This is a genomic window from Collinsella sp. AF20-14LB, from assembly GCF_003459505.1.
In the GTDB taxonomy this organism is placed as follows: domain Bacteria; phylum Actinomycetota; class Coriobacteriia; order Coriobacteriales; family Coriobacteriaceae; genus Collinsella.
Genome location: NZ_QRWD01000013.1, coordinates 1 through 24,209 on the forward strand (window position 1 = coordinate 1; position 24,209 = coordinate 24,209).

Sequence of the window (24,209 nt, forward strand, 5' to 3'; positions counted from 1 at the left end):
GGAGAGCACATTAAGTGCTCTCCGGCTCGTGCGGAACTCGCGATCGACCTTATATGTCTGCCGCCCGGCGGCGGGGCTCCCGCACATCTCAACCTTGGCTGGGTTCTGGCTCAGTGGCAGTCGCTTCGCTTCTGCCCGCCTTGGTTGGTGTGGCGGTTTGGCGTTGGAGCGGTTCTTTTTCTGATATATGCTGGTTGCGGCTCTTCTTTTGGGAGGAGTCGCTTTTTTGTTGCTAGGAGGTTGGCCCGTGGTTGATGGGGAGATTCGTTCTGAGCTGCTTGCTGCGGATTGGAATGGCGAATGGATGCGTCTGCAGGCCGCTCGGCATCGGGCTGATGATTCTTTTGAATGGGATAAGCGAGCTCGACATTTTCGACCTCTTGAGACTGCCCCTTATGCTCGGGATTTTATGAAATTGCTGGCTCTTGAGCCTGGTGAGTCGGTGCTCGATATGGGGTGTGGAGCTGGGTCGATTGCCATTCCGCTTGCTCAGGCTGGGCATCCTGTGATTGCTGCTGACTTTTCCCCTGCTATGTTAGGCACGCTTGATGCTGGTATTGAGTACTATGGGCTCGAGGATCGCATTACGCCGCTTGAGCTCGCTTGGGATGATGATTGGGATTTGGTTGGACCGGTCGCGAAAGCGGTGGATGTTGCCTTTGCCAGTCGGTCGGTTACGACGACCAATCTAAAAGATGCGCTTGCCAAGCTCGACCGCACGGCTCGTCGGCGTTGTGCTGTCACGATGGTCGCCAACTCCAGCCCGCGCTATGATCTGCACTTGATGAACGCTATCGGCGCCTCGGTTACCTGCAGCAATGGCTTTGTGTACGCCTTCAACATCCTCATTCAGATGGGTGCCCTGCCGCAGGTCACGTACTTTGAATCGCCGCGTCGCGATACCTTCGACAGCCTTGAGGCAGGCGTGGCGGACTTCTCCCGCATGCTCGAGCACGGTAACGAGGATAAGATCGACCGTCTGCGCGTCTACGTCGCTCAGCATATGATTGAAAATCCCCATGCCGGCGAGCCAGGGTCCAAGGGCGTGCCGCAGGGGCGCTACATGCTCGACCACGTCCGCAAGGTCCGTTGGGCGTTTATTGCATGGGAGCCGGTCTCTTCGAGCCGTCCATAGACCGCTTTCGGCCGCCGTACACGTCCGCCTGCAACCCGCGTTGTTCTCCCGTTCGGCATCCGCATTCTTTGCGAACTGGGCAAACGCGCCCCACACCGCGCCGTTCCTGCGCTATCGTGGGACAGCTCACGTAGATTTAGGCCCCGTCGCGGGGCGCCCCATACATAGAAAGCGAGAACCCATGGCACTGACAGGAGCCCAGGTCAAGCAGCTTCGCAGCATGGCCCATCACCTCAACCCCGCCATCATCATCGGTAAGTCCGATGTCAACGAGGGCACCGTCGAGCAGACGGTCGCCTACCTGGAGAAGCACGAGCTCGTTAAGTGCTCCGTGCTCGATGGCTCCAGTCTTTCCGCCCGCGAGGCCGCCGAAGAGCTCGCTGAGCGTTGCCACGCCGAGGTCGTCCAGGTCATCGGCCGCAAGTTCTCGCTGTATCGCGAGTCCTCGCGCAAGGACATCGAGAAGATCAAGCTCGTCTAAGAGCCAATGATCCGGCGAGCCAACACATAGCAAGCTTACGGGTGCCCAAGTACTTCGGGCGCCCGTTTTTATCGCTCGACCAGCACGCGATTGAGCCGCCCCTCCACCAAGCGCTCGTATAGATGCCGCGTCTCGGGCTCGGGCACGCCATTGACCTGTTCCCTCAGATGATGCATATGCCCGCTGTACAGCTCGACGATATCGCGCCGCCGCCCCGCCGCACTGTAGACGCGCATGGCACAGCGCACCATATCCTCGCGCGCCGTTTCCTGCCGAAGCCCCGACTCCGCCAGCCAAATCGCCGACTGCAGATCGTTTTCTTCTAGAGCGGCATTTGCTCCCTTAATCATGCAATCGATGTACTTTGACTGCATAATGCGTCGCATACGCAAAAAGTAGGTGGGGTTACAGCCATTGGGAACATACAGCGGCCCGGCATAAAGCTGCTCAATCTTAAGGCACAGCTCAACTAAATGGGGCCCGCGCGCACCCGTGCGATTTCCCAAAACCTCGCGGCTTATCTGGTCAAACAGCCGTACATCAGTCTTGACGTAGTCGCCGTTGAGTCCGATGCATTCATTTTGGATGAGCACACACGACTTGCCATCCGGCGTCGGTCCCAAAGCCGACCGCAAGCGCGATATCGTCGAGTACAGGTTGTTGCGGGCGCTATTGAACTCGGCATGGGGCCACAGCTCCATGGCCAGCGTCTCACGATCGACGAGCGCATCCATGCCCAGCGCAAGCCGCTCGGCAAGTGTCGCCGCCTTCTTGCGGCGCCACATTTTGTCCGTGATGGGAAACCCGTCGCGCTCGGCGCGAAACGCCCCAAACATGCGAATCTCGATATGGTCGATGGTATCAACGGCTTCAACCTCGCCGGCCTGGAACAGGCGCTCGCCTTCCCCTTCCAAATCGTCGCGCAGCGAGTACCGCGACAGCTCGCGCACGGGAAGCTTCTTGCGAATCCTGGTCGCCGGCTCGCCCAGACAATGCATGGCAAGGCGCGCAAAGAGCCGATACGATGGCCCTAGAATCCCCGCACGATTCATGGACATCCAGGCCGCAAGATCGCTGTCTCGGCCCGCACAGGCCAAATGCAGCGCCACCATCCAGGCCTCCGCTCCACCAACCTGCGTCTGGCTTATATCGAGCAACTCCGCTTCCTCGCGCACCGAAACCATCGAGGTGTTACGCAGATACGCCGCGCGCTCCAACAGCAATGCGTTATCGCGCATGTACGCAATCGACTCCTCGGCAAGTTTGAGCACTTGGACCGCACGGAACTTTGCATTAACCGGCCGTCCCTCTGCCAGCGACTGCCAGCCTTCTAGCAACAGGCCAAACAGCTGAATCTGGTTGTCGCGCATGCGCACGGCAAAACGATCGAGCTCGTTGAATGCCGCGTCGTCGGTTACCGGCAAGCCGGAAAGGAGCCGCCGTGCCGCCAACACCATGCGCACCCAGATAGCCATCGCCTTAAGCCCACGTACGTCGAGCGCCTCCCGCACCACCGTCATCTCGTCGTCGCGCTCGTCGGTTCCCGCAAACGACCCGTCAAAAAGCTCCACCAGCATGCTGTCGGCCCGTATAACAATCCCCGCGATGTCGAGCTCGCAGTCGTAGGCCTTGCTCGTTTTGAGCTGCTGTAGAACGCCGCCGTCATCTCCCCGCTCGGTCAGGCAGCGCTTGACCTCGATATGCGCGGACAACATATCGAGTGCGGTATGGGATGTCTCGATTTCTGGCACGGTCAGGTTCGTAGGAAGCCCAAGCCCGTTGTCCCCATAGCAAACAGCCGTCAGTGTCTGGGCCACCCTCCATGAAACAGGGTCTATTTCGCAGGCCGCCCGTTCGCCCCCGCGCTCGATGACCGATGCCATATAGCGAGCGAGCTTTGTATTGGACACGCTGACCGCTGCCAGATATACGCCAAGCGCCTCGGCAGGCGTTGGCTCTGGAGCCGGATCCTCGGCATCGATCGTGCCCAGCGCTGCTCGGCAGATATCGGCCCCGTGCCCCGTCAGAGCCAGATCGACCCCATACTGCCCAGCAAGTTCAAGGACCGCATCACGGTCCAAAAAGGCGTCCGCCAGGCCCATCGCCGCATCGCATCGGCCCGCCTTAAGCAAAATCCGGGCCGCCCTCGGAACAAGTTCGGGGCGAACCTCGGCCACCAACTTACGCAAGCGCAAGCGTCCGTTATCCTCCGTGCCCAGACACGTAAAACTCCGCTCGGCGGGGTCCAAGCCAAAGATCGGGTAGTCGCGTACGAAGTAGGACTGGTCGACCATCGATAGCCTCACCCCGCAAGCCTCGAGTTCTGCGATATTGCCCTCGCCCATCAAAATCATGAGACATGCCACGCAAAACAGTGCATTATTGTCGAGCGAAGCCAAGTCGACAAGTGCCGCGCCATATACGTTGACAATCTCGTTTTCGAGCAGACCGGCTACGTCGCCTTGGCCATACAGACCCGTCTGCAATGCCGAAACGAGCTCGGGCACGCCCTGCGTGAGCTGATAAAAGTCGAGCGATGTGCTGATCGAAAACGCCGATGCCCACGCCGAATACTCATAGGCATGCACCTTGAGCATCTGCGCATTGATCTTAACCGAATCGCCCAGCCCATGAATCAGTTGACGATTTGAAGGACGGCAGGAGATAAAGACCCCCACCCCCATAGCGCGCAGGCCGCGAATCCTGTCGATGAGGTCTTCGGTATCGTGCTGATCGAGGTTTGGCACATTATCAATCGCGATAAGGGAGTGCGGTTTGTCTTTGAGTTCTTCGGTAACCACCTCGAGCTGCATAAACACCTCGCGCCCAGTGGCGCGATCGGCCTCGATAATCCGCACGGGGCCTCGCGTCGGGTCGCATTTAACCTCATGGGTGTACTGCAGCAGCACCGAGGTCTTCCCAAACCCGTCGGGCGCATAAAGAACCACGATGCCGGCCTTTCGGCCCTTGGCGAGAAGCTCATTCATCAAGCGTTCGCGTCGCACCATATAGCCACCGCCCAGCGGCATCAGCTCGAGGTCGTCCATACTGCCCAAATCGTTTACCATGCCCGCTCCTCAACTCGACCGTATGGACACTGTAACCGCAAGACCATACAAGCCGCGCTATGAATAGAGCGACCTTGTGTTCTAGGTTGTCTTTTGGTACGCAAGCGGCAAGTTTTTGTACAGCGAGGGCCGATTGTTATTAATCCCCCGACTAATCGGTCTTTAAGCAGGTAAATGAGCTTGTCAGCTTGTCCCATCTAAGCGGCAGTGTAACGCAAATGAACAAGGTTCAGCTATGTCATTCAACTCGCCTAGCACCCGCTACCGTCTACGACCTTTTAGTGGCATTTTTGCATAGAATCTGGTATGGAATGAATCAAGCTGTTGGGCATCCGGCATTCGTCAAGCTTGCGGCAAGATTTTGGTCAAGCGGGCGGAGAGGGATAACAAAAAGGCCCCCGCAAAGCGGAGGCCTTAGGCAAGGCTATGTCGAGATGCAGGATTCGCGCTACTCGCAGAGCGAAAGGGCGGCCTCGTCGGCAACGACAACGCAGTTGGTGTGCAGCTGCAGGATCGAAGCCGGGCACGCGGGCGTAACCGGACCATAGCACATGTCATGCACGGCCTGAGCCTTGGCCTCGCCGTTGGCGACGACTAGGATCATGCGGGCATACATGATGGTCTGGGTACCCATGGTGTAGGCCTGACGGGGAACATCGTCGATGCTGTCGAACAGGCGGCTGTTGGCCTGAATGGTGCTCTCGGTGAGGTCGACGCAGTGCGTGCCCTTGGAGAAGTGGTCATCGGGCTCGTTGAAACCAATGTGGCCGTTGTTGCCAATGCCGAGCAGCTGCAGATCCGGGTAACCGGCGGCGGCGACGATCTTGTCGTACTCAGAGCAGGCAGCGGCGGCGTCGGGGTTGGAACCGTCGGGCACATGCGTGTTGTTCAGGTCGATGTTGATGTGATCGAAGAAGTTCTCACGCATGAAGTAGTGATAGCTCTGGGGATCGTCGTGCGAAAGGCCGCGATACTCGTCCAGGTTGTAAGTGCTGACCTCGGCAAAGTCGACGTCGCCCTTCTCGTACCAAGCAGCGAGCTGCTTGTAGGCACCGATCGGGGTGGAGCCGGTGGCAAGACCCAGCACGCAATCGGGCTTGAGGATAACCTGCGCCGAGATGATATTGGCGGCCTTGCGGCTCATATCCTCGTAGTCTTTAGCTTTAATGATCTTCATTACGCGTCCTTTCTCGTACAAGAGAGGCAAGGCTCCCCTTACAAGCACTTGCCCGCGGCCCGCGTCGGCCGCAACCAACGTGTGCGGCCACCAGGGCGAGGTCGCGTAATGTATGTGTCTCGTGTCTAGCCGCGTCGAGGCCCCTGCCCGTCCACGGTGACCCAAAGCCGTTTAGCTTCGGACAAATCCCATCTTGCCACGGAGGGCGCCCTCTTTCAAGGGCGCCCTCCATAAACGTGTTTGAATTGTAGGCTAATGGCCACGTGCACTTACTAGCGCTCGCGAGCAACGATGAGCTGGTCCATCTCTTCGACATGCGCACCAACGGAGCCCTTGATACTCGAGAACTCAACGGAGTTGCACACCAAGATGGGAACCGTCACATCGTAGCCCTCGGCAGCAATTGCCTCGCGATCGAACTCGATGAGCACGTCACCCTTATGGACGACATCGCCCACCTGTGCATGCACGCTAAAATGCTTGCCCTCAAGCTGAACAGTGTCCAAGCCAACGTGGATGAGCACGTCTAGGCCATCGACCGTGTTGAGCGCAACGGCGTGACCCGTGGGAAAAATGGCCTCGACCTTGGCGCCTGCCGGCGCAATCACACGCGTGCCGGTAGGCTGAATCGCCACGCCCTGGCCCAAAAGGCCGGTGGCAAATGTCTGGTCATTGACCTCGGACAACGGAATGACGTCGCCCGAGATGGGAGCATCCAGCGTAAGAACTCGTCCACGCATACCAAAAGACCTTAGGACTTTAGTGAACATGCTCCCCCTCGGACATACCAATCAATCAAAATAGCTTTAACAGTTTACCACTTGGCACCCGTTTTTGACCATTAGGGAAGTTCGCGCTTGACAACCTCGACGATGTCGTCGACAACACGCTGAGTGAGCTCGTGCGTCTCCGCCTCGGCCATAACACGGACCAGCGGCTCGGTACCGCTCGGGCGCACCAGAATGCGGCCGCGGCCGTCAAGCTCCTTCTCGGCGGCAGCGACGGCGTCCCAAATGGGCTGGCAATCGTCCAGGCCGGCCTTGTTGTCGGAATGCACGTTGACGAGTACCTGCGGGTACTTCTTCATGATGCCGGCAAGATCGGTGAGGGTACGACCGGTGCGCTTGAGCACGGCCAGCAGCTGCAGAGCCGTCACCAGGCCGTCACCGGTGGTGTTGTGCTCCAGGAAGATGATGTGGCCGGACTGTTCGCCGCCGATGACGGCGCCATCCGCGAGCATGCGCTCCAAAACGTAGCGGTCACCCACGGCGGTCTGAACCATCTCGAAGCCCTGCTCCTTCATAGCGATGGAGAAGCCAAGGTTGCACATGACGGTCGAGACGATCTCGGAGTTGGCGAGCTTGCCGCGGGCGGCGAGGTCAGAACCGCAGATAGCCAGGATGTAGTCACCGTCGATCTCATTGCCCTCGCCGTCGACGAACAGCACGCGGTCGGCGTCGCCGTCGTGGGCCAGGCCGATGTCAGCATGGGTGCGCAGCACGAGCTCGCGCAGGGGCTCAAGGTGAGTGGAGCCGCACTCAACGTTAATGTCGGTGCCGCAGTAATCGGTGTTGATGGCATGGACCGTGGCGCCCAGGCGCTGCAGCGCAGCGGGCGTGGTCTGGCAGGAAGCACCGTGACCGCAGTCGACGGCAACAACCAGGCCATCGAGCTTAAGGCCGTCGAGCGTGCTGATGGCATGATCGACATAGGCCTTGCGGGCGTCTTTCATCTTGATGATGTGACCCACACAGGCGCCGGTCGGCAGCGTGTCGGCAGCCATGGCCTCCTCGGACATGACCCAGGCGCTGATCTCTTCCTCGACAGCATCGGGAAGCTTCATGCCCTTGCGGCTAAAGAACTTGATGCCGTTGAACTCCGGCGGATTATGCGAAGCGGAGATGACGATGCCGCCGTCGAGCTCGTTTTGGACGGTGAGCAGCGCCACGGCCGGCGTAGGGATAACGCCGCAGCAATGCGGACGGCCGCCCTCTGCCATAATGCCAGCGGTCAGAGCACTCTCGAGCATGGTACCCGAAAGGCGCGTGTCGCGGCCGATGCAGATGTCCGGGCCAAGGAACTTGGTCGCCGCGCGGCCCAGGCGAAACGCGAGGTCGCACGAGAGGTCGGCATTGGCGACGCCACGGACGCCGTCGGTACCGAAGATGTTCTGGGGCATAGGATCGCTCCTTCCCTAGCAGGCGATATACAACCGCCCGCCCTAGTCGAAAAAGAAAAGCGGGACCCGCCGAGGAATCGGCAGGCCCCGCTTGTACATTGTATCTCGAAAGGAGATAAAACCTTAGCGCTTGGAGAACTGGGGAGCGCGGCGGGCCTTCTTGAGGCCGTACTTCTTGCGCTCGACCACGCGAGCATCGCGCGTAAGGAAACCGGCCTTCTTGAGGTCAGCACGGTAGTCGCCAGCGTTCAGAAGAGCGCGAGCGATGCCCAGACGCAGAGCGCCGGACTGACCGGAGATGCCGCCGCCATCGCACAGAGCGATAACGTCGAACTGACCGGCGGTGTCGGTCACCTTGAAGGGAGCAAGGGCGTTCTCAACGAGCTGATGACGGCCGAAATACTGCTCGGCGTCACGCTTGTTGATGGTCACCTTGCCGGTGCCGGGGACGAGACGGACGCGGGCGACGGCGTTCTTACGACGGCCGGTACCCTGGTAGACAACGGTGTTCTCAGCCATCTTTAAGCCTCCAGCTCAATCTTCGTGGGGTTCTGGGCAGCATGCGGATGCTCGGCACCAGCGTAGACCTTAAGCTTGGTCATCTGGGCACGGCCGAGGGTGGTCTTGGGCAGCATACCGCGAACGGCGCGCTCGATGACCTTCTCCGGGTGCTTCTCCATAGCCTGGCGGAAGCTCTCAGCCTTGAGGCCGCCGTTGTAGCCGCTGTGGCGATAATAGGTCTTCGTGTCGGCCTTGTTACCGGTAAGCTGGACCTTATCGGCGTTGATGACGACAACGAAGTCGCCGCAGTCGCTGTTGGGCGTGAACTGGGGCTTGTTCTTACCGCGCAGGATCATTGCGATCTGGGTGGCAAGACGGCCCAGGACAGCACCATCGGCGTCGACGAGAACCCAGTTGCGCTGGACCTCGCCCTGCTTGGCGTAGTGAGTCGATTTCGAAATCACTTAGACTCCTCCATGTACAGTACGTGTTGTTACAGAGATTCACGGGGCTCTGCAAGTAACCCGTCCATATTACCCCGCTCGCCGTACGAGTCAACAGGTATTTTGGCTCCGACCAGAGTTTCTGCACATGTCATCCACGAGCCGTGATGTCGCAGCGTTGACGCTCGACAAACGCCTCGATATCTCCCAGCAAGCGCTTTGCCTCCTGACGGCCCTGGATATACAGGTCCAAAAGCTTTGCCGGATCGTGCTCGACATGGCCGACCTCGACCGGCTTTTGCGGAGCAATGACCAGCGCGCGGCCCTCGCGCTCATACTTCCACAGGTGCATGCGCTGGAGGTTATAGCGGTCGTGGCGCGTCTCGATAGCCTCGAGCAGATAGGGGTAGTCGACATAGCGGGCGCGCGCGGCAGGCATAAACTCGTAGGGCTTTTTCTCGTACGAGCGGTCCTGCGTGACAATGACAACCGCGCGATCGAAGCCCGCCTCCTCCAGCACGTGCTCGATGGGGACCGAATCGGCTACGCCGCCGTCGACGTATTTGTGCCCGTCGATCTCGACCGGCGGCGTCACCAGCGGCAGCGAGGTGGAGGCGCGCACAGCATCGAGGTCGAGCACGGCGCTTTTGACCGGCAGGTAGGCAGCGGTTCCAAACAGCATGTCCGTCGCGACGGCGTACATCTCGATGGGGCTCGCGTCGAACGCCTCGTTGTCAAAGGGATCCAGGCGGTCCTGGATATCGTTGAAGATAAAGTCGTAACCCACGATGGAGCCCGTGGATGCGAAGGATGCGGCACCCATGTAGCGGTTGTCATTGCAGAAGGTCAGGTTGATGCGATTGACGCGACCGATCTGGTGTGACTTGTAGTTGACGCCGTTGAGCGCACCGGCCGATACGCCATATACCGCCGGAATTTCGACACCGGCCTCCATGAGAACGTCGAGCACGCCGGCGGTAAACTGCCCACGAAAACTGCCACCCTCCAAGACGAGCGCGACCTTGCCGGCGTTCTTTGCCTTATCTTCTGCAGTCATATTGACCTCCTGCGATTGCGTTTTGGCTTTCTTCTACCCAGTTTTGGGATGGAGGGCGCATGGGTTTTGGAGTTGAGGGGGCGGCTGGCGGAAAGCACGTCCCGTTCTGAGGGGCGATTCCGGGATGCGCTTTCCGCCTGGGTTGCCATGGGGAAAGCATGTCCCACTCTACGGCTTGATTCCGGGTCGCAGCTTCCACTTGAGGCGTCATCCGGAAAATGTATCCCATTCCGAGCTTAGATTCCGGGATGCGGTTTCCGCCTGGGCAGTCATTGGGAAAACGCGTCCCACTCTGCGTCACTGAGGCGTTTTCTTTACGCCCGCGCCCTGCATAGAGTTCGATTCTCCGCGGTACGGGGGATCCGTTGATGCTGGGCGAGGCCAGCTGAAATTCGATAAACATCGCATCTATATTGGGCTGAAGCTTTGCGCGAAGAATCCGCGTATTTGCTTCGCAAATACGCACCGGCTTCGGCCGGCTGCCGCCGCCCTCGCCCGCGGGCTACAAACGCTTCGCGTTTGCTTAACGCCCGCGCCCTGCATAGAGTTCGATTCTCCGCGGTACGGACTAGAAATAAAAAGACAGGTAGATACGAATATCTACCTGCCTGTTACTTATGGTGGAGCTGGCGTTCATTCGGTCGAACACCTCGCCACCTGGACCTATAGCGCCAGGCAGCGACGGATTATCGCCCAAGCCGGCAGAATCGTCAAACGTGAATGCCACGCGCAGGCCGTCGTCATCGTCGGGGCCGCCCAGCACCACGCGCGCCACGAACGTGCGCAGGAGCTGCGCGTCGTCCACCTCGGCGGCGGCCATGCCCTCAAGCCAGAACAGCGCGCGGTCGTAGTCAAGGCGGGCGGCCTCAAGGGCCTCGGCCGTGCGCAGCTCGTCCTTGAGGAGCGCCTGCCGCTGCTTCAGCGCGTCTATGCGCTCCTTGCCGCCCGGCGGCGCGATGCCCGACTCGATGGCCGCCCATATGTTGGAGAACGCCGTCTCGATCTTGGCCAGCTCGCCCTTTACGGTCTCGCTCAAGGGCTTCTCGTCGGCGCGCTCCTCCTCGGCGTCGGCCAGCATGCGAGCGATGCGCTCGCGGCTGTCGGCGCTGCCCAGGGCCTCGCGCACGGCGTCGGCCACGCGCTTCTCCACGACATCGCGGCGCACGGTGCGCCCGCAGCTGCGGCAGCGGTAGTAGTGATAGGGCCTGCCCGACTTGCCCGTTCCGCTGGTGCCGGTCATCAACCCGCCGTCTCGCCCGTCGTAGAGCCTGCCCGTGAGCGGGAAGTCCCACGTTTCGGTCTTGGCGCGGGGCCTGTGCGAGTCCTCAAGCATCCGTATCACCCTCTCCTCGTCATCCATGGGAACGATGGCGGGCATGCCGCCGGGCACGACCACGCCCGCGTAGCGGTACTCCCCGCCGTTCTCCCGCCGCATCAGTATGCGGCGCACCGTCTGGAAGCGCCACTTGCCGCCGCGCTTGGTGCGGTACGGCTCCCAGGCGCGCACCACGTCGGCCACCGATTTGCCCGACAAGACCATGCGCACGCCCAGGCGGATGGCGGCGGCCTCCTCCTCGTTGACCACGTAGCGCCCGTCCACTATGTCCCAGCCGTAGCGCACGCAGCCGTTGGCCATGCACCGCTCGGCGTTCTTCTGTATGCCGTCGCGTATGCGCTCGCCGTCGAGCGCGCTCTCGTACTCCGCCAGCACCTCCAGCATGCCCAGCTGCAGCACGCCCGCCGAGCCGTCCGAAATGTCCTCGCCCGCGTACAGTATCTCGACGCGGCAGCGGCGCAGCATGATGCGCGCCATGGCCATCTCGTCGCGGTTGCGCATGATTCGGGTAACTTTATATATGACCACGAAATCGAACAGCCCTCGCTTGGCGTCGGCCATCATGCGCTGGAACTCGGCGCGGTCGGTGTTGGTGCCCGTCTGCGCGAAGTCGCAGTACGTGGCCACCACGCGCAGGTCGTTCTCGGCGCAGTAGGCGCGGGACTTCTCCACCTGTATCTCTATGGACTCGCCGCGCTGGTTGTGGCTCGAGAAGCGGGCATATATCGCCGCACGTCCGCCCATGGCTACGCCCTGTACAGCTCTACGGGGTCATCGTTAGGCGTTGCCCTGTAATTCAGCACATTCAAGGCTATAGCGCCGTCGATAATCTTGAAATACGCGCCATAGTACACATGGTTGCGCCAGTAATGGATAACGGCCTTCCCCATCGACCCGTCGCGAAGGTACGACACGGTGCCGTGCGAGCCGTTATCGTTCTTGCCGTACGAGTTGAAGAAGACCTCCACCGGGTACTTGGCGTTTTTCCCCGTCTTCGTCAACGGATGAAGGCTCAACGTCACACGGTTTTCCGGGAATGTCACAACTGAATCAACGGCTTCAATTCGCGCGAAGTTCGTGCGGAGACTCGGCAATGACGGCACGCCTGTGACAGCGGGCGTGAGCATGTGTTCCAGCTTCGCCACGTTCGCCTTCACTGCCGCAACCGCATCCGCATCGCCATAATAAAAGCGTTCGTCGGCAAACACCTGACCGGTCTCGCGCTCGTACTTGACCACTGTACGGCATAGGTACGGCTTATTGCCAAACGGGAACGGCCCCAAGTCGTATTCCGGACACACCATGGCGGGCGGCACCTCGTGCTCACGCAGGATGCGAGCCTCCTCGGCGCGCTGGGCTTCTTCCTCTGCGCGGCACTTTTGCTCAACCTTGCGTTTCTCCTCAACGAACTCGCGCATGGCGCGCTTTTCATCTCGCGCCGCTTTCGACGCATGCAGGAAATCAAACAAGCCCATGGCTACTCCATCTCGCTGGCGGCCTGGAACCACACGACCGTGCCCACCACGCGCACGGGGCCGTCGTCCATGCCGAAAATCATGTCCTCGTAGTCCTCGAAGCTGTCAGCCGACAGCATCAGCTTGGTGGTGCCCTTGTACCAGCGGCGCATGACCGCGCGGTAGTCCTCGGTCTCCACCACGGCGATGGAGCCGTTGGCGGGCTGGCGGTCGGGGTCGACCAGCACGTGGCTGCCCTCGGGTATGATGCGGTTCATGCAGTCGCCCTCGACCTCCAGGGCGAACGCGCGCGGGTGCCCGGCGCACACGGAGGCGGGCACCTCAACGCGGTGCGCTATCTCCTCCTCGTCGGCGAGCGCGCCGGCATGCACGCGCCCAAGCGTGAGCAGCGGCACGGTTGCGCTGCTGGCCACCACTGGGATGGCGCCGGAAGGCAAAACAACGCCATCTGTTCCCTCGTCAATAACCTCGCCTTTACTGATATTGAAATAATCCGCAATACGCTGAACTGCGCCCATGCGAGGCACTGCTCGCCCGTTTTCCCACTGAGATACGGCCATAGCGGAGACGGCGGCAACTTTGCCGAACTCCTCCTGCGTCATGTCGTGCTGCGTCCTAATCCTTCGGATGTTCTCGGCTATGCTCACGTGTCCTCCTTCCGCTGCGACCGTTAAAATCTTTTTACAGAATATGACAAATCTTCTTTACAGTCACTATATGTTTGGTTATAGTCTTAGGCATACCAAGCAAGGAGGTGATTCGATGGAATTGGTTGATGCGCGCAAGAAGGCACGGTACTCACAGGAGGCCGTGGCTGGCCTTCTCGGCATCTCGCGGCCCACGTACGCAAAGATGGAAAGCAACCCCGATAGCGTGACTATCGAGGACGCCAAAAAACTGGCAAAACTTTTCGGCGTGCGTGTGGCTGATATTTTTTTCGGCAGCAACGATAGTTAAACCTATAGATAGGAGAGAAACCATGACCACCAAGAGCCACCAGCCCGAGTTCGTCGCCGAGATCATCGGCAAAACGCTCGACCACCTCATCGACGACCGCAAGCGCGTGGCCGTCAACTTCGAGCTGGCCGAGAACGGATGCATGGAGGAGACGCACGTCAGCCTCAAGCGCCGCATCGCGGCCATGTGGGGCTTCCAGACGAGCGGCATCGAGCTTCTGGAGGCGAGCACGACCTGGTTCGAGCTCGGCGGCATGCAGTTCAACGTCTACAGCTCCGTGCAGTTCAGCGTGAACGGCAAGGGCTGGAGCACCGACTTCAAGACCATCGCGCGCGACACCGCGTACGACGAGAAGGAGTAGGCCATGCTGAACGAGGTGACCGTACGGGGGGGGTTCACCGCCCTCAACGTGAAGAGCGGCAAGTGCGTGCTGCAGTTTGAGCTGGACCCGAAGTTCCGCGACTTCATCCCCAAGCTGGTGGAGTTCACGGGGCAGATGCTCAACATCCACGTGTACGACGACCAGGAGGTGATGTTCGTGGATAGGGACACCGGTGAGGTCGCCTACGAGGACGCCCCGCTGCTTCTGCCGGGCGTCGCGGGCGAATGACCCCGATACAGCGCGCCATGTGCGACGAGTGCGCCGCCATGATGCGCGAGTTCTACAAGGACCCAGAGAACGAGAGGAAGTTCCAGGAATGGAAAAGATCAAGGGAAAGAGGGTGCGCGTCGCAGCCGGCAAGCGAAAGACGCGCACCGCAACGGTTCACTTCCGAACCGAGACCAGTGTAACACCCGAGCAGCGCCGCGAGAGGCTGCAGGCCGTTTTCGCCGCCCTGTTCGTCTGCGCGTGCATCGCCGCCACATGGGCGCTGGAGGCAGCAGTATGGCCGAGGTAGACGCCAAGGCCCAGGCCCTCGTGGCCAAGGCGTGCGGCTGGGTTGCCTCGAACCCCGATACATGGGCGAAGCTGCGCCGCATCTGCTACCGCCTGATGCTGGAGGGCCACGTCATCCAGCGCGACAACGTGTACACCCTGGCGTGCCAGAACGGCATGACCGTGAGCGAGGCCAGCGAGTTCAAGCGCGACCACAACCTGTGGAGCGTGCTGTCCCGCTACATGGTGCTGCAGCGCCCCTCCATGCTGGCCGCCGTGAGCTTCCGCCGCACGCCGGTGGACTCCGTGGACCTGGTGGGCACGTGGGAGGCCATCGTGGGCCCAGCCGTTTTCGCCGCCTCCACGCTAACCGAGGCGCAGGGCATCTACGACAGGGGCGCGCAATGAGGTGCACCGTCACGGTCGAGGGCCGAATGCCGAGCCTGAACGACTACATCAGCGCCGAGCGCGCCAACCGCTACAAGGCGGCGGCCATGAAGAAGCGCGAGACGGCGCGCGTGAGGGCGGCGGCCATGCAGCAGCGCGCGCCGCGCTTCGAGCGCCGGGTGACCGTGCGCACCACGTTCTACGAGCCCGACATGCGCCGCGACGCCGACAACGTGGGCTTCGCGCGCAAGTTCGTGCTCGACGGCCTGGTGGCGGCGGGCGTAATCAAGGACGACTCCCGCAAGTACGTGGAGCAGTGCCCCGACAGGGTGCTCACCGACAGGGCGCGCCCCCGCGTGGTCGTGGAGGTGAGCGACGAGTGACCCGCCGAGACAAGGGCAGGCCACACAGGGCGTGGCGCAAGGCCGACCTCGACCGCATAGCCGAGCTGGCGGGAAAGGTGCCCGCCCGCGAGATTCGCCGCGAGCTGCGGCTGTCCAAGAACCAGTTGGATAACGCGCGGCGCGTGATCAACGCCAGCGGCGGCCACGTGTCCCTGCGCTGCTACCGCCACCGCCTGGAGCTGTGCCCGTCGTGCGGGTGCCGCAGGGCGACCCTCGGCAAGGACGGCATCTGCGAACCGTGCAGACGCCAGCAGCAGCTTGAGGCCATAGAGGCCCGCATAGCCGAGCTGCTGCCGAGGCTGACCGCAGAGGAGCGCCGCACCTACGAGCGCACCGAGTGCGGCCGAGAGAGCCGCGCCGACCCCATGCCGCAGGCCCCGGACGCCTCGGGCATGAGCCGCTACGCCGCCGACAAGGCAGCAGAGGCGCACGACGAGGCCATGGAGCGGTGGCTGTGCCGCTACCTGTACCGCAGGGTCAAGGCGGCGCAGAAGCGCAAGGAGCGCATAGAGAAAAAAGTTCCGAAATCCTGAAAAGTTTTTATCACTTTTAGTTTTCCCAGTTAGGAGACCCAAATGCTCACGGAAATCATCAGCAAGACCGTCGCGGACAAGACGGTGGACAGCATCCTGAAGCGCATCGAGCGCGCCGTCCCCGTGCCCGAGCCGGGCGACGGCGGCTTCGACGCCGCCATGCGCCAGGCGTTCAACATGGGGGCCGCCTGCATGGCCGCGCAAATCAAGAACGGCCCCGTGCCCACCAAGCGCATCGCGCTCATGGGCGAGGTGGCCCGCGTGGCGTGCCGCGCCCGCCTGGTGGGCATGGAGTGCCGCGTGGTCGTAGACGAGGAGGCCCGCGCATGCAATCGCTAGAGGAGGTCGCGATCTGCGACGTGTACCCCTACGAGCGCGCCGACGGCGAGCCGATGAACCCGCGCGACTTCACCACCAGGGAGAGCGCCGAGCACATCGCGGGCCTGGCCGCGCAGTTCAAGGCCAACCGCCTCAACCCCGGACAGCCCGTCATGAAGCCCATCCTGTACAAGGAGGGCGGCATCTACTGGATCATCGACGGCGAGTGCCGCGTGCGCGCCATGAGGGCCATCGGCACCGAGCGTTTCCTCGCCGAGGTCTACGACGACCTGGACGACGCCGAGCTGGCGCGCGTGGAGGCCGCCAAGGCCATGGTGGAGACCGACGCCAAGCTGGGGCTGACCGCCGAGGAGAAGTCGCGCGGCGTGCAGACCATGCTGGCGCTCGACATTCCCGACGAGGAGGTGGCCGTGGCCGCCCGCACCGACGCGGGCACCGTGGCCAAGGCGCGCCGCGCCGCCCGCAGGGTGCAGGACGCCGCCTACGACATGACGCTCGACCGCCTGGCGGCCATCGCCGAGTTCGATGGCGACGACGAGGCCGTGGCCGAGCTGCGCGACTGCAAGCAGTCCGAATGGCAGCGCGTGTACGCGGGCCTGAAGGCCAAGGCCGAGCAGAGGCGCAACCGCGCCGAGGTGGTGGCGGTGCTTGCCGACGCGGGCGTCGAGTTCGTCGACGAATGCCCCGAGGGCTTCGCCGCATGCCGCACGTTTTCCGACTACCGCCCCGACCTGGCGGCGCTGGACGCCTACGTGGCCGACAACGCGGGCGCGGGGCTTCTGGCCGAGGAGACGTCGTTCGGCGTGACCCTGCTGGCGCCGGTGGCCGAGGGGGCCGACGAGGCCGCACAGGCCGCAGCCCAGCGCAAGGCCGACTTCCAGGCCGCCTACGAGGACGGCGCGAAGGCCCGCCGCGAGTGGCTTGCCGCCCACGCGGGCGACCTCAAGTCGATGCGCCGCACGGCTCTGGCGCTGACCGCGTTCGTCATGGAGGCCGAGGCCGTGGAATCGTTCGAGGAGCTGCTGGGCCGACCCATCGACCGCACGCCCACCGAGCTGGCCGTGGCCATGGGCTGGCGGGCAGCGTGGAACATGAGCGGCTGGACGGCCTGGAGCCTCATGGAAGGCGGCAGCTCCGTGTACTTCAACCGAGCGACGGTCGAGAGCGTGACCATCATCTACGAGGCCATGAAGGCCGACGGCTACGAGCCGAACGCGGCCGAGACGGAAACCTACGAGGCGTGCATGGCGCGCCTGGGAAGCGAGGAGTAAATGAGCGAAGCAGTTGAGGCCGAGATCATCGAGCCCGAGGAGGCGTCAGAGCTGACCGTGGCGTACTCCCCCGCCGTGATCGAGGCCAACTTCGACGCCCTGGAGGCGCACGTGCGCAGGCTGGTGGCCGACTACGAGGGCGCGACCTACGACATGGGCAAGGACGAGAACGTGAAGGCCGCCAAGCGCGACCGCGCCTACCTCAACGGCATCGCCAAGGAGATAGACGAGCGCCGCAAGGCCGTGAGCCGCGAGTACACGAAGCCCCTGGCCGCGTTCGAGGACAGGTGCAAGGCCGTGGCGGGCATCGCGAAGCAGGCAGCCGACGGCATCAAGGCGCAGCTGGACGAGGCCGAGGAGGAGCGCCAGCTGCGCGCGTACGCCAAGCTGCGGGAGCACTACGAGGAGTTCGCCGGGCTGCTGGCCCCCGTCGTGCCCTATGAGCGTTTCCACGAGAAGCAGTGGACCAACAAGACCTTCGGCGAGGTGAAGGCGTTCAAGGCCCTGGAGGCCAAGGTGGAGCGCCTGGCCCAGGACTGGGAAACCCTCAAGGCGCAGTTCCAGGGCGAGCCGTTCTACGACGAGGCCGAGCGCGAGCTGTTCGCCACCCTGGACCTGGGCGCGGCCATAACGGCGGCGCACAAGGCCGAGGAGGAGCGCCGGCGCATCGCCGAGCTGAAGGCGGCCATGGAGCCGGAACCCGTGGAAGAGCCCGAACCCGAACCCGAAGCGGTGCCCGAGCCCGCGGAATGCCAGCCCGCAGAGTTCCCGCAGCCGCTTGAGCAGATGCCCGAGCCGCAGCCCGCGCCCATGTCCGCCCCGGTGCCGCCAGCGCCGCCCGCACCGGCACCCGTGGCCATGGCGGGCGACCCGTGGACGGTCGTGGTGCCGTGCGCCACGCGCGAGCAGATGCAGGGCGTCGCGGCGGCCCTCAAGGCGCAGGGCGTCGTGGGCACCATCATGCACGGCACGGTGGGCCAGGTTTACGAGCGGATGAACGGAGGCTACTAGCATGACCCAGGAACAGCAGTCCATCGACCTCATGGCGGCCGTTGCCCGCGTGCAGCGCGCCGTGGTGGTGCCCAAGGCCAAGTACAACGCTTTCGGCAAGTTCAGCTACCGCAGCTACGAGGACATAGTGGCCGCGCTGAAGGAGCCGTGCGCCAAGGAGGGCCTGGCGTTCTTCATGACCGACGAGCTGGTGCAGATAGGCGACCGCTACTACGTGAAGTCCACGGCGTGCGTGTTCCCCGCCGAGGGCGGCGAGGGCCTGCTGCAGGTGAGCGCCTACGCCCGCGAGGACGAGCACAAGAAGGGCTCGGACGACGCCCAGGTGACCGGCATGGCGTCGAGCTACGCCCGCAAGTACGCGCTGTGCGGCGCGTTCGCCATCGACGGGCAGAGCGATCCCGACGCCATGGAGGAGCAGCCCGCGCCCGAGGAGAAGCAGCCGCCCGCAGACGGCCCCTTCACGGCCCACTGCCGCAGCTGCGGGGCGCGCTACCAGTTCGCCAGCATGCCGCAGTACATGGAGTTCGTGGCCAACAGCCCGTGCTGCCCGCGCCCCGACTGGCAGGTGGAGTAGATGCAGGCGCTCACCGAGGAGCTGGACGAGCTGACCGACAGGCTGGAGGCCGAGCTGAAGACCTGCAAGGAGTCGGGCTGCCAGTACGCCGAGAACGAGGCCGAGTACCGCAAGGCCCTGCGCATCGCCATCCTGAACGAGCGCCAGAAGGGCACGCCCGTCACCATCATCGGCGACGTGTGCCGGGGCCAGGAGCAGATAGCGGAGGCCAAGCGCCGCCGCGACTGCTCCGAGGCCATCTACAAGGCCTCGCAGGAGGCCATCAACGTAATCAAGCTGCGTATCCGCATGGTAGACGCGCAGATCACCCGCATCTGGAACAGCGGGGACGTAACCCAAGGAGGGTATCTATGAGCATCAACCGCGTGTGCATATCCGGCAACCTGACCCGCGACCCCGTGCTGCGCTCCACGTCTGGCGGCATGTCCGTGCTGTCCATGGGCGTGGCCGTCAACGACCGCCGCAAGAACCAGCAGACCGGGCAGTGGGAGGACTACCCGAACTTCGTGGACTGCACGCTGTTCGGCACCCGCGGCGAGAAGCTGGCGCAGTACCTCGCCAAGGGCAGCAAGGTGGCCGTCGAGGGCAAGCTGCGCTACCGCAGCTGGAACGACCAGCAGACCGGCCAGAAGCGCAGCGCGCTGGAGGTCGTGGTGGACGAGCTGGAGTTCATGAGCGGCCAGCAACAGCAGCAGGGCTACGCGCCGCAGCAGTACGCGCCCCAGGCGGCCCCGCAAGCGCCGCAGGCCCGCATGTACGGCCAGGGACGCCCCGCCCCGGCACCTGCGCCGCAGCAGCCCGCCTACGCGCCGCAGCCGGCCACTCAGCAGGCGTACGCGCCACAGCAGCAGGCCATGCCGCAGCAGCAGGCCATGCCCGATCTGTACGACGAGGATATCCCGTTTTAGGGAAGGCGACGGCGACACTATGGGCATGGTTATACACGACGACTTCTGGGCGGCCGCGCAGGCCATGCCCGAGAAGCAGCGCGCGCCGTTCATCTACGCCATCGTCGAGTACCGGTTCACGGGCAAGGAGCCGCAGGGCAGCCCCGCGTGGCTGCCTACCTTCCTGGTGCTCAAGGGCAGGCTCGACATGGGCGACGAGAAGAGCGAGCGCGCAAGGAAGGCGGCCAACGCCCGCTGGGGCAACAGGCCGGGGAAGGAAGACGCGGTGGACGATGCGGCGGCACGGGCGCAAGCCGATGCGCAAGCACATGCGGGAGCATATGCGGATACAGATGCAGTCGCACATGCGCAAGCAGATGCGGATGCACATGCAGGCGCATCGAGTTGCGGCAATGCAGAGGTTGAGGTTGAGGTTGAGTATATAGATAACCCCTTAATCCCCTTTGACGAAATCGTGCATGCGCTCAACGAGGCAGCCGGCACCCGCTACCGCTCAAGCAGCGCCAAGACCCGCAGGCTGATACACGCCCGCTGGGCCGAGGGCTACCGCCTCCCCGACTTCCTGGCCGTCATCGACACGATGGCAGCCGAGTGGGCGGGCGACCCGAAGATGGCCAAGTACCTGCGGCCCTCCACGCTGTTCTCGCCGAAGTTCGAGGACTACGTGAACCGCGGCCCGAGGACCCGGAAGGAGGCCGACGGCTATGCCGAGTACGACTGAGTGCCCCCACTGCGGGGCGCAGCTGGAGGTCCGCTACGTGGTGCTGGCTGGCCGCCGCACCTTCTGCGGCTGGAAGCCGTGCGGCTGCCCGGGTGCCGTGGCGGAGCGCGACGAGCGTTCGCGCCTTGAGGCCAGGGCCAAGGCCGAGGAGGCCGCAGCCAAACGCCGCCGGGCCTACGAGCGGGCCGGAATCAAGCCCCGCTTCATGACGGCCGCCTCCCCCATGGCCGAAGGCATTGCCGCGAAGGTTGAGCAAGGGCGCGGGGCGTACATCTGCGGCCCCGTGGGAACCGGCAAGACCCACCTGGCGAGCGCCGTGGCGCGGCTCCTGGTGGACGGCGGCACCAGCGTGAGGGTGACCGACATGCTGGGCGTGCTGGCCGCCATCAAGGGCACCTACGGCGGCGACGGCACCGAGGACGGCGTGCTGTCCAGGCTCTCCCGCGTGGGGTGCCTGGTGCTGGACGACCTGGGCAAGGAGTCCCCCACCGACTGGACGCTGGGGCAGGTGTTCCGCGTCGTGAACGACAGGTACGAGAACATGAGGCCCGTGGTCGTGACCACGCAGTACGGCAAGGGCGACCTCATACGCCGCCTGGCCAAGAACGGCGACGAGGAGACGGCGGTGGCCATCGTGAGCCGCCTGTCGGAGATGTGCGACAAGTACGAGCTGCAAGGCAAGGACAGGAGGCTATCGAATGGCAAACGTTGACACGCTGCCCGAGATCCTGCGCCCCCTCATGGAGGGGCCGAGCATCGAGACGCCCAGGTGCGCCGTGTGCGGCGCGCCGTGGCCGCTCAACCGCCACCACATCGTGAGGCGCGGGGCGGGCAAGCTGTTCCGCGACGGGCGCGAGGTTCCCAAGCCCACGGTGATGCTGTGCGGCAGCGGCAACGGCAGCGGCTGCCACGGGCTGGCGCACGCCAACCGGCTGCACTTCCGCTGGGTCAGGGCCGAGCAGAGGTTCAACCGTCCCGCCCCGCCGGGCTCGTGGCACTGGGAGTACCTGCTGCTGCCGGAACCGACCAAGTACGCGGATGCCCTGGCCATGGACGGCTGGGGTCGGCTGCCGAGGGGCAGGCGGTGCATGTGAGCGGGTACGAGCCTTCAAGCGGGTGGAACCTCCCGCCCGGGTGCTTCGAGTCCGACCCCAGGGCACCGTGGAACCGGCCCGACCCGTGGGAGGGCCGCACGTGCCGGGAGTGCCGCTTCTGCGGCCGCGTGCAGGGCGCTGGCGGCGAGGCCGTGTGCGCCTGCGACGCCATGACGGGCGGCGGCCCCGACGTGGAGGCGGTAGACGAGACAAGCGAGGCATGCGAGTGCTTCGAGTTCGAATAGGAGACGAAACGATGAAGAAGATCTACGCGGTGGCCACGGAGAGCGACGTGGTGCTGGCGTTCGAGAGCAGATCGGACGCAGACGAGTACGCAGGCGAGCACGACGGCATGGCGGTGCTGCCGGTGCCGTGCGTGGGGGCCTACGAGTACCCCAGCGAGAAGCCGGCCACCGACTGGGACCGAATCGCGGAAACGCTGCCGAAGGGAGGCGAGCAGGCATGAGGCTCTACGTCATCGGCCCGGTGACGGGCATGCCCGGCAAGAACCGCGCGGCGTTCGAGGACGCGAGGGACAAGCTCGCGGCGATGGGACACCGCGCCGATACGCCGCACGTGCTAGTGCCGGATGGCGCGACCTGGGAGCAGGCAATGCGCATCAGCCTCAACCGCCTGACCCAGCCGAGGCGCGGCGGCGCTCCACTGTACGACGGAGTTGCACGCCTGCCAGGCTGGCGCGAGAGCAAGGGGGCGGCGCTCGAAGACGAGGTTGCCCGCGCGTGCGGCATCAGGACCATGGACCTGGCGGACTGGCTCGACCCCTCCGCGCCAGCCGCAGCAGGGGCCGCGCAGGACGCCGCCATGCCCTGCTTCGACGTCGGCGAGATCCGCGTGAAGGTGGAAGTAGACGCGGAGAGCGTCGCGAAGAGCCTGTGCGAGGCGATGAAGCCCGCGCTGCAGATGGCGGTGAGGTAGCCATGGCGCAAAAGGACAAGCCGAAGCGCCGCCCCAGCATCGAGGTGCGGTGCCCGAAGTGCGGGGTGCGCGAGACATGGCACCACCTGCCGAAGGGCGGCGACCGATGCCGGTGGTGCGGCCACCTGTTCGAGGACTTTACCTACCGCAAGGTCGGACCGGGCTCGAAGGAGGGCGCGGAATGACGAACTGGGAGCGTTACTTCGGCACCCCCGAGGCCGCGATGCGCATGGAGGTGCGCATGATGCGCGACGGGCAGCGGTTCTATATCGCGGTGAGCGAGTGCAACCCCTACACCAAGTGCGCGTTCGAATCGCGCACGGTGCGCGACTTCCGCTCGTGGGGCGAGTACCTGGACTGGCTCAAGGCGGAATACGACGACGGGACCATAAGGTGGGAGGACGAATGAACCGCCCGGGATGCAACTGGGGGTGCCTGCTCCTCATAGCGGCAGCCCTCGCCATCGACGTCGCGGCGTTCGTCGCCATGCGCGCGCTGGTGACCGGCCTCATGGCCATGGCCGTGGCGGCGTGCTAGAGACAACCGAATACCGAAACGACTACGGGCCGTCCTGCGGGGCGGCCTTTTCTGCGCCCGGCGACACGCCTGCGACCATATGAGCCGAGAGTTAGGAGACACATGGCGCGAGGCGAGACATACGAGGAGTTCACGGCGAAGTTCGAGCCGAAGAAGACGACCGACGACTGCTACACCCCGCCGGAGGTGTACGAGTGCGTGCTGGGGTGGGCGCATCGCGAGTACGGGTTCGACCTCGCGAAGGTGGCGCGCCCGTTCTACCCGGGCGGCGACTACGAGCGCGAGGAGTACCCGGAGGGGTGCACGGTGGTGGACAACCCGCCGTTCTCGATACTGAGCAAGATCGTCAAGCACTACCAGGAGCGCGGCGTCGGCTTCTTCCTGTTCGCCCCCACGCTGACGTGCATGGGCATCAGGAGCTGCTGCAAGGTCGTGGTGGGCGCGGGCGTGACCTATGCCAACGGCGCGAGCGTCAACACGTCGTTCGTGACCAACCTGGACGCGTCCCAGGCGAGGAGCGCGCCCGAGCTGCGGGCGGAACTCGATGCGGCCATAGAGCGCCTGCGCCGCGAGAAGGCCAAGGCGCTGCCCAAGTACGAGTACCCCGACGAGGTGCTGACCGCGCCCATGCTGGCGCGCTACTCCAAGTACGGCATCGACTTCCGCGTGTCCCCGCAGGAGTGCAGCTTCACGAGGGCGCTCGACGCGCAGCGCGGGCAGGGCAAGGCGATATACGGCAGCGGCTACCTCATATCAGAGCGTGCAGCCGCAGAGCGTGCAGCCGCAGAGCGTGCAGCCGCAGAGCGTG

35 protein-coding genes are annotated in these 24,209 nt (G+C 63.7%); 25 read left to right on the forward strand and 10 right to left on the reverse strand.

Annotated features, from left to right (window positions below; genetic code table 11):
* Nucleotides 1–409 precede the first annotated feature (409 nt).
* Entirely contained in the window at nucleotides 410–1,135 is a 726-nt protein-coding gene (locus tag DWX63_RS07380) for a methyltransferase domain-containing protein (RefSeq protein ID WP_117843272.1), read from the forward strand.
* A gap of 181 nt (nucleotides 1,136–1,316) precedes the next feature.
* Nucleotides 1,317–1,616 carry a YhbY family RNA-binding protein gene (locus tag DWX63_RS07385; RefSeq protein ID WP_006234690.1) on the forward strand — a complete coding sequence of 100 codons (300 nt, stop codon included), beginning with the start codon at nucleotides 1,317–1,319 and terminating at the stop codon, nucleotides 1,614–1,616.
* A gap of 68 nt (nucleotides 1,617–1,684) precedes the next feature.
* On the opposite strand, the gene DWX63_RS07390 is transcribed toward DWX63_RS07385, so the two are convergent.
* From DWX63_RS07390 to DWX63_RS07435, 10 genes are all read right to left on the reverse strand, one after another.
* The gene (locus DWX63_RS07390; RefSeq protein WP_117843273.1) at nucleotides 1,685–4,684 is read right to left on the reverse strand and encodes a BTAD domain-containing putative transcriptional regulator; all 3,000 of its coding nucleotides are present in this window, start codon (nucleotides 4,682–4,684) and stop codon (nucleotides 1,685–1,687) included.
* 448 nt (nucleotides 4,685–5,132) lie between these two features.
* Nucleotides 5,133–5,861, reverse strand: a complete 729-nt coding sequence (gene nagB / locus DWX63_RS07395) for a glucosamine-6-phosphate deaminase (protein WP_055251013.1) — start codon at nucleotides 5,859–5,861, stop codon at nucleotides 5,133–5,135.
* A 272-nt stretch (nucleotides 5,862–6,133) separates the two neighbouring features.
* On the reverse strand, nucleotides 6,134–6,601 hold the full coding sequence (locus DWX63_RS07400; protein WP_370445877.1) for a PTS glucose transporter subunit IIA: 468 nt from the start codon (nucleotides 6,599–6,601) through the stop codon (nucleotides 6,134–6,136).
* Nucleotides 6,602–6,702: 101 nt separating this feature from the next.
* On the reverse strand, nucleotides 6,703–8,040 hold the full coding sequence (gene glmM / locus DWX63_RS07405) for a phosphoglucosamine mutase (RefSeq protein WP_117563621.1): 1,338 nt from the start codon (nucleotides 8,038–8,040) through the stop codon (nucleotides 6,703–6,705).
* Between the two features lie 123 nt (nucleotides 8,041–8,163).
* Nucleotides 8,164–8,559: a 30S ribosomal protein S9 gene (gene rpsI, locus DWX63_RS07410; RefSeq protein WP_022094634.1), complete on the reverse strand. Its 396-nt coding sequence runs from the start codon at nucleotides 8,557–8,559 to the stop codon at nucleotides 8,164–8,166.
* Nucleotides 8,560–8,561: 2 nt separating this feature from the next.
* The gene (gene rplM, locus DWX63_RS07415; protein ID WP_022094635.1) at nucleotides 8,562–9,005 is read right to left on the reverse strand and encodes a 50S ribosomal protein L13; all 444 of its coding nucleotides are present in this window, start codon (nucleotides 9,003–9,005) and stop codon (nucleotides 8,562–8,564) included.
* A gap of 130 nt (nucleotides 9,006–9,135) precedes the next feature.
* A complete protein-coding gene (locus DWX63_RS07420) occupies nucleotides 9,136–10,041 on the reverse strand; it encodes a patatin family protein (protein WP_117843275.1) in 906 nt (301 codons plus the stop codon).
* A 568-nt stretch (nucleotides 10,042–10,609) separates the two neighbouring features.
* Entirely contained in the window at nucleotides 10,610–12,121 is a 1,512-nt protein-coding gene (locus tag DWX63_RS07425; RefSeq protein ID WP_117843276.1) for a recombinase family protein, read from the reverse strand.
* A gap of 2 nt (nucleotides 12,122–12,123) precedes the next feature.
* Nucleotides 12,124–12,852 (reverse strand): hypothetical protein, encoded by a 729-nt coding sequence (locus DWX63_RS07430; RefSeq protein WP_117843277.1) that lies wholly within the window; start codon nucleotides 12,850–12,852, stop codon nucleotides 12,124–12,126.
* Nucleotides 12,853–12,854: 2 nt separating this feature from the next.
* Entirely contained in the window at nucleotides 12,855–13,499 is a 645-nt protein-coding gene (locus DWX63_RS07435) for a LexA family transcriptional regulator (protein WP_117843278.1), read from the reverse strand.
* A 115-nt stretch (nucleotides 13,500–13,614) separates the two neighbouring features.
* On the opposite strand from DWX63_RS07435, the gene DWX63_RS07440 reads away from it, so the two are divergent.
* The 23 genes from DWX63_RS07440 to DWX63_RS07535 form a co-directional block, all read left to right on the forward strand.
* Complete coding sequence (locus tag DWX63_RS07440) at nucleotides 13,615–13,809, forward strand: helix-turn-helix transcriptional regulator (protein ID WP_114513521.1); 195 nt, start codon at nucleotides 13,615–13,617, stop codon at nucleotides 13,807–13,809.
* 22 nt (nucleotides 13,810–13,831) lie between these two features.
* Nucleotides 13,832–14,170 (forward strand): hypothetical protein, encoded by a 339-nt coding sequence (locus DWX63_RS07445; RefSeq protein WP_117843279.1) that lies wholly within the window; start codon nucleotides 13,832–13,834, stop codon nucleotides 14,168–14,170.
* Between the two features lie 3 nt (nucleotides 14,171–14,173).
* Nucleotides 14,174–14,419, forward strand: a complete 246-nt coding sequence (locus tag DWX63_RS07450; protein ID WP_117765301.1) for a hypothetical protein — start codon at nucleotides 14,174–14,176, stop codon at nucleotides 14,417–14,419.
* Nucleotides 14,420–14,507: 88 nt separating this feature from the next.
* Nucleotides 14,508–14,708 (forward strand): hypothetical protein, encoded by a 201-nt coding sequence (locus tag DWX63_RS07455; RefSeq protein ID WP_117843280.1) that lies wholly within the window; start codon nucleotides 14,508–14,510, stop codon nucleotides 14,706–14,708.
* Complete coding sequence (locus DWX63_RS11235; protein WP_158551308.1) at nucleotides 14,696–15,094, forward strand: hypothetical protein; 399 nt, start codon at nucleotides 14,696–14,698, stop codon at nucleotides 15,092–15,094. The genes DWX63_RS07455 and DWX63_RS11235 overlap by 13 nt, the downstream gene beginning before the upstream one ends.
* Entirely contained in the window at nucleotides 15,091–15,456 is a 366-nt protein-coding gene (locus tag DWX63_RS11240) for a RusA family crossover junction endodeoxyribonuclease (protein WP_158551309.1), read from the forward strand. The genes DWX63_RS11235 and DWX63_RS11240 overlap by 4 nt, the downstream gene beginning before the upstream one ends.
* 143 nt (nucleotides 15,457–15,599) lie before the next feature.
* Nucleotides 15,600–16,010 (forward strand): hypothetical protein, encoded by a 411-nt coding sequence (locus tag DWX63_RS07465; protein WP_147336071.1) that lies wholly within the window; start codon nucleotides 15,600–15,602, stop codon nucleotides 16,008–16,010.
* Nucleotides 16,011–16,052: 42 nt separating this feature from the next.
* Nucleotides 16,053–16,349, forward strand: coding sequence for a hypothetical protein (locus tag DWX63_RS07470; RefSeq protein WP_117765307.1), 297 nt, complete (start codon nucleotides 16,053–16,055; stop codon nucleotides 16,347–16,349).
* The gene (locus DWX63_RS07475; protein ID WP_117843282.1) at nucleotides 16,337–17,620 is read left to right on the forward strand and encodes a ParB/Srx family N-terminal domain-containing protein; all 1,284 of its coding nucleotides are present in this window, start codon (nucleotides 16,337–16,339) and stop codon (nucleotides 17,618–17,620) included. The genes DWX63_RS07470 and DWX63_RS07475 overlap by 13 nt, the downstream gene beginning before the upstream one ends.
* On the forward strand, nucleotides 17,621–18,631 hold the full coding sequence (locus tag DWX63_RS07480; protein WP_117843283.1) for a DUF1351 domain-containing protein: 1,011 nt from the start codon (nucleotides 17,621–17,623) through the stop codon (nucleotides 18,629–18,631). It abuts the gene before it with no gap.
* A gap of 1 nt (nucleotide 18,632) precedes the next feature.
* Nucleotides 18,633–19,205 (forward strand): ERF family protein, encoded by a 573-nt coding sequence (locus DWX63_RS07485; RefSeq protein ID WP_199410671.1) that lies wholly within the window; start codon nucleotides 18,633–18,635, stop codon nucleotides 19,203–19,205.
* Nucleotides 19,206–19,559, forward strand: coding sequence for a hypothetical protein (locus DWX63_RS07490; RefSeq protein ID WP_117637860.1), 354 nt, complete (start codon nucleotides 19,206–19,208; stop codon nucleotides 19,557–19,559).
* Nucleotides 19,556–20,113, forward strand: a complete 558-nt coding sequence (locus DWX63_RS07495; protein WP_117843284.1) for a single-stranded DNA-binding protein — start codon at nucleotides 19,556–19,558, stop codon at nucleotides 20,111–20,113. The genes DWX63_RS07490 and DWX63_RS07495 overlap by 4 nt, the downstream gene beginning before the upstream one ends.
* Nucleotides 20,114–20,138: 25 nt before the next feature.
* Complete coding sequence (locus DWX63_RS07500; RefSeq protein ID WP_158551311.1) at nucleotides 20,139–20,834, forward strand: conserved phage C-terminal domain-containing protein; 696 nt, start codon at nucleotides 20,139–20,141, stop codon at nucleotides 20,832–20,834.
* The gene (locus tag DWX63_RS07505; protein ID WP_117637863.1) at nucleotides 20,818–21,546 is read left to right on the forward strand and encodes an ATP-binding protein; all 729 of its coding nucleotides are present in this window, start codon (nucleotides 20,818–20,820) and stop codon (nucleotides 21,544–21,546) included. Before DWX63_RS07500 ends, DWX63_RS07505 begins: the two co-directional genes overlap by 17 nt.
* Nucleotides 21,533–21,928 carry a hypothetical protein gene (locus DWX63_RS07510; RefSeq protein ID WP_117843285.1) on the forward strand — a complete coding sequence of 132 codons (396 nt, stop codon included), beginning with the start codon at nucleotides 21,533–21,535 and terminating at the stop codon, nucleotides 21,926–21,928. The genes DWX63_RS07505 and DWX63_RS07510 overlap by 14 nt, the downstream gene beginning before the upstream one ends.
* A complete protein-coding gene (locus tag DWX63_RS11130; RefSeq protein WP_147336072.1) occupies nucleotides 21,925–22,173 on the forward strand; it encodes a hypothetical protein in 249 nt (82 codons plus the stop codon). Before DWX63_RS07510 ends, DWX63_RS11130 begins: the two co-directional genes overlap by 4 nt.
* Nucleotides 22,174–22,184: 11 nt before the next feature.
* Nucleotides 22,185–22,394, forward strand: a complete 210-nt coding sequence (locus DWX63_RS07515; RefSeq protein WP_117843286.1) for a hypothetical protein — start codon at nucleotides 22,185–22,187, stop codon at nucleotides 22,392–22,394.
* Complete coding sequence (locus DWX63_RS07520; RefSeq protein WP_117843287.1) at nucleotides 22,391–22,864, forward strand: DUF4406 domain-containing protein; 474 nt, start codon at nucleotides 22,391–22,393, stop codon at nucleotides 22,862–22,864. The genes DWX63_RS07515 and DWX63_RS07520 overlap by 4 nt, the downstream gene beginning before the upstream one ends.
* A gap of 2 nt (nucleotides 22,865–22,866) precedes the next feature.
* A complete protein-coding gene (locus DWX63_RS07525; protein WP_117843288.1) occupies nucleotides 22,867–23,049 on the forward strand; it encodes a hypothetical protein in 183 nt (60 codons plus the stop codon).
* Nucleotides 23,046–23,273, forward strand: a complete 228-nt coding sequence (locus tag DWX63_RS07530; protein ID WP_117843289.1) for a hypothetical protein — start codon at nucleotides 23,046–23,048, stop codon at nucleotides 23,271–23,273. The genes DWX63_RS07525 and DWX63_RS07530 overlap by 4 nt, the downstream gene beginning before the upstream one ends.
* Entirely contained in the window at nucleotides 23,270–23,401 is a 132-nt protein-coding gene (locus tag DWX63_RS11620) for a hypothetical protein (protein WP_255413242.1), read from the forward strand. Before DWX63_RS07530 ends, DWX63_RS11620 begins: the two co-directional genes overlap by 4 nt.
* A 186-nt stretch (nucleotides 23,402–23,587) precedes the next feature.
* Nucleotides 23,588–24,209 (forward strand): hypothetical protein (locus DWX63_RS07535; protein WP_158559639.1); only part of this gene is annotated, 622 nt, incomplete at its 3' end.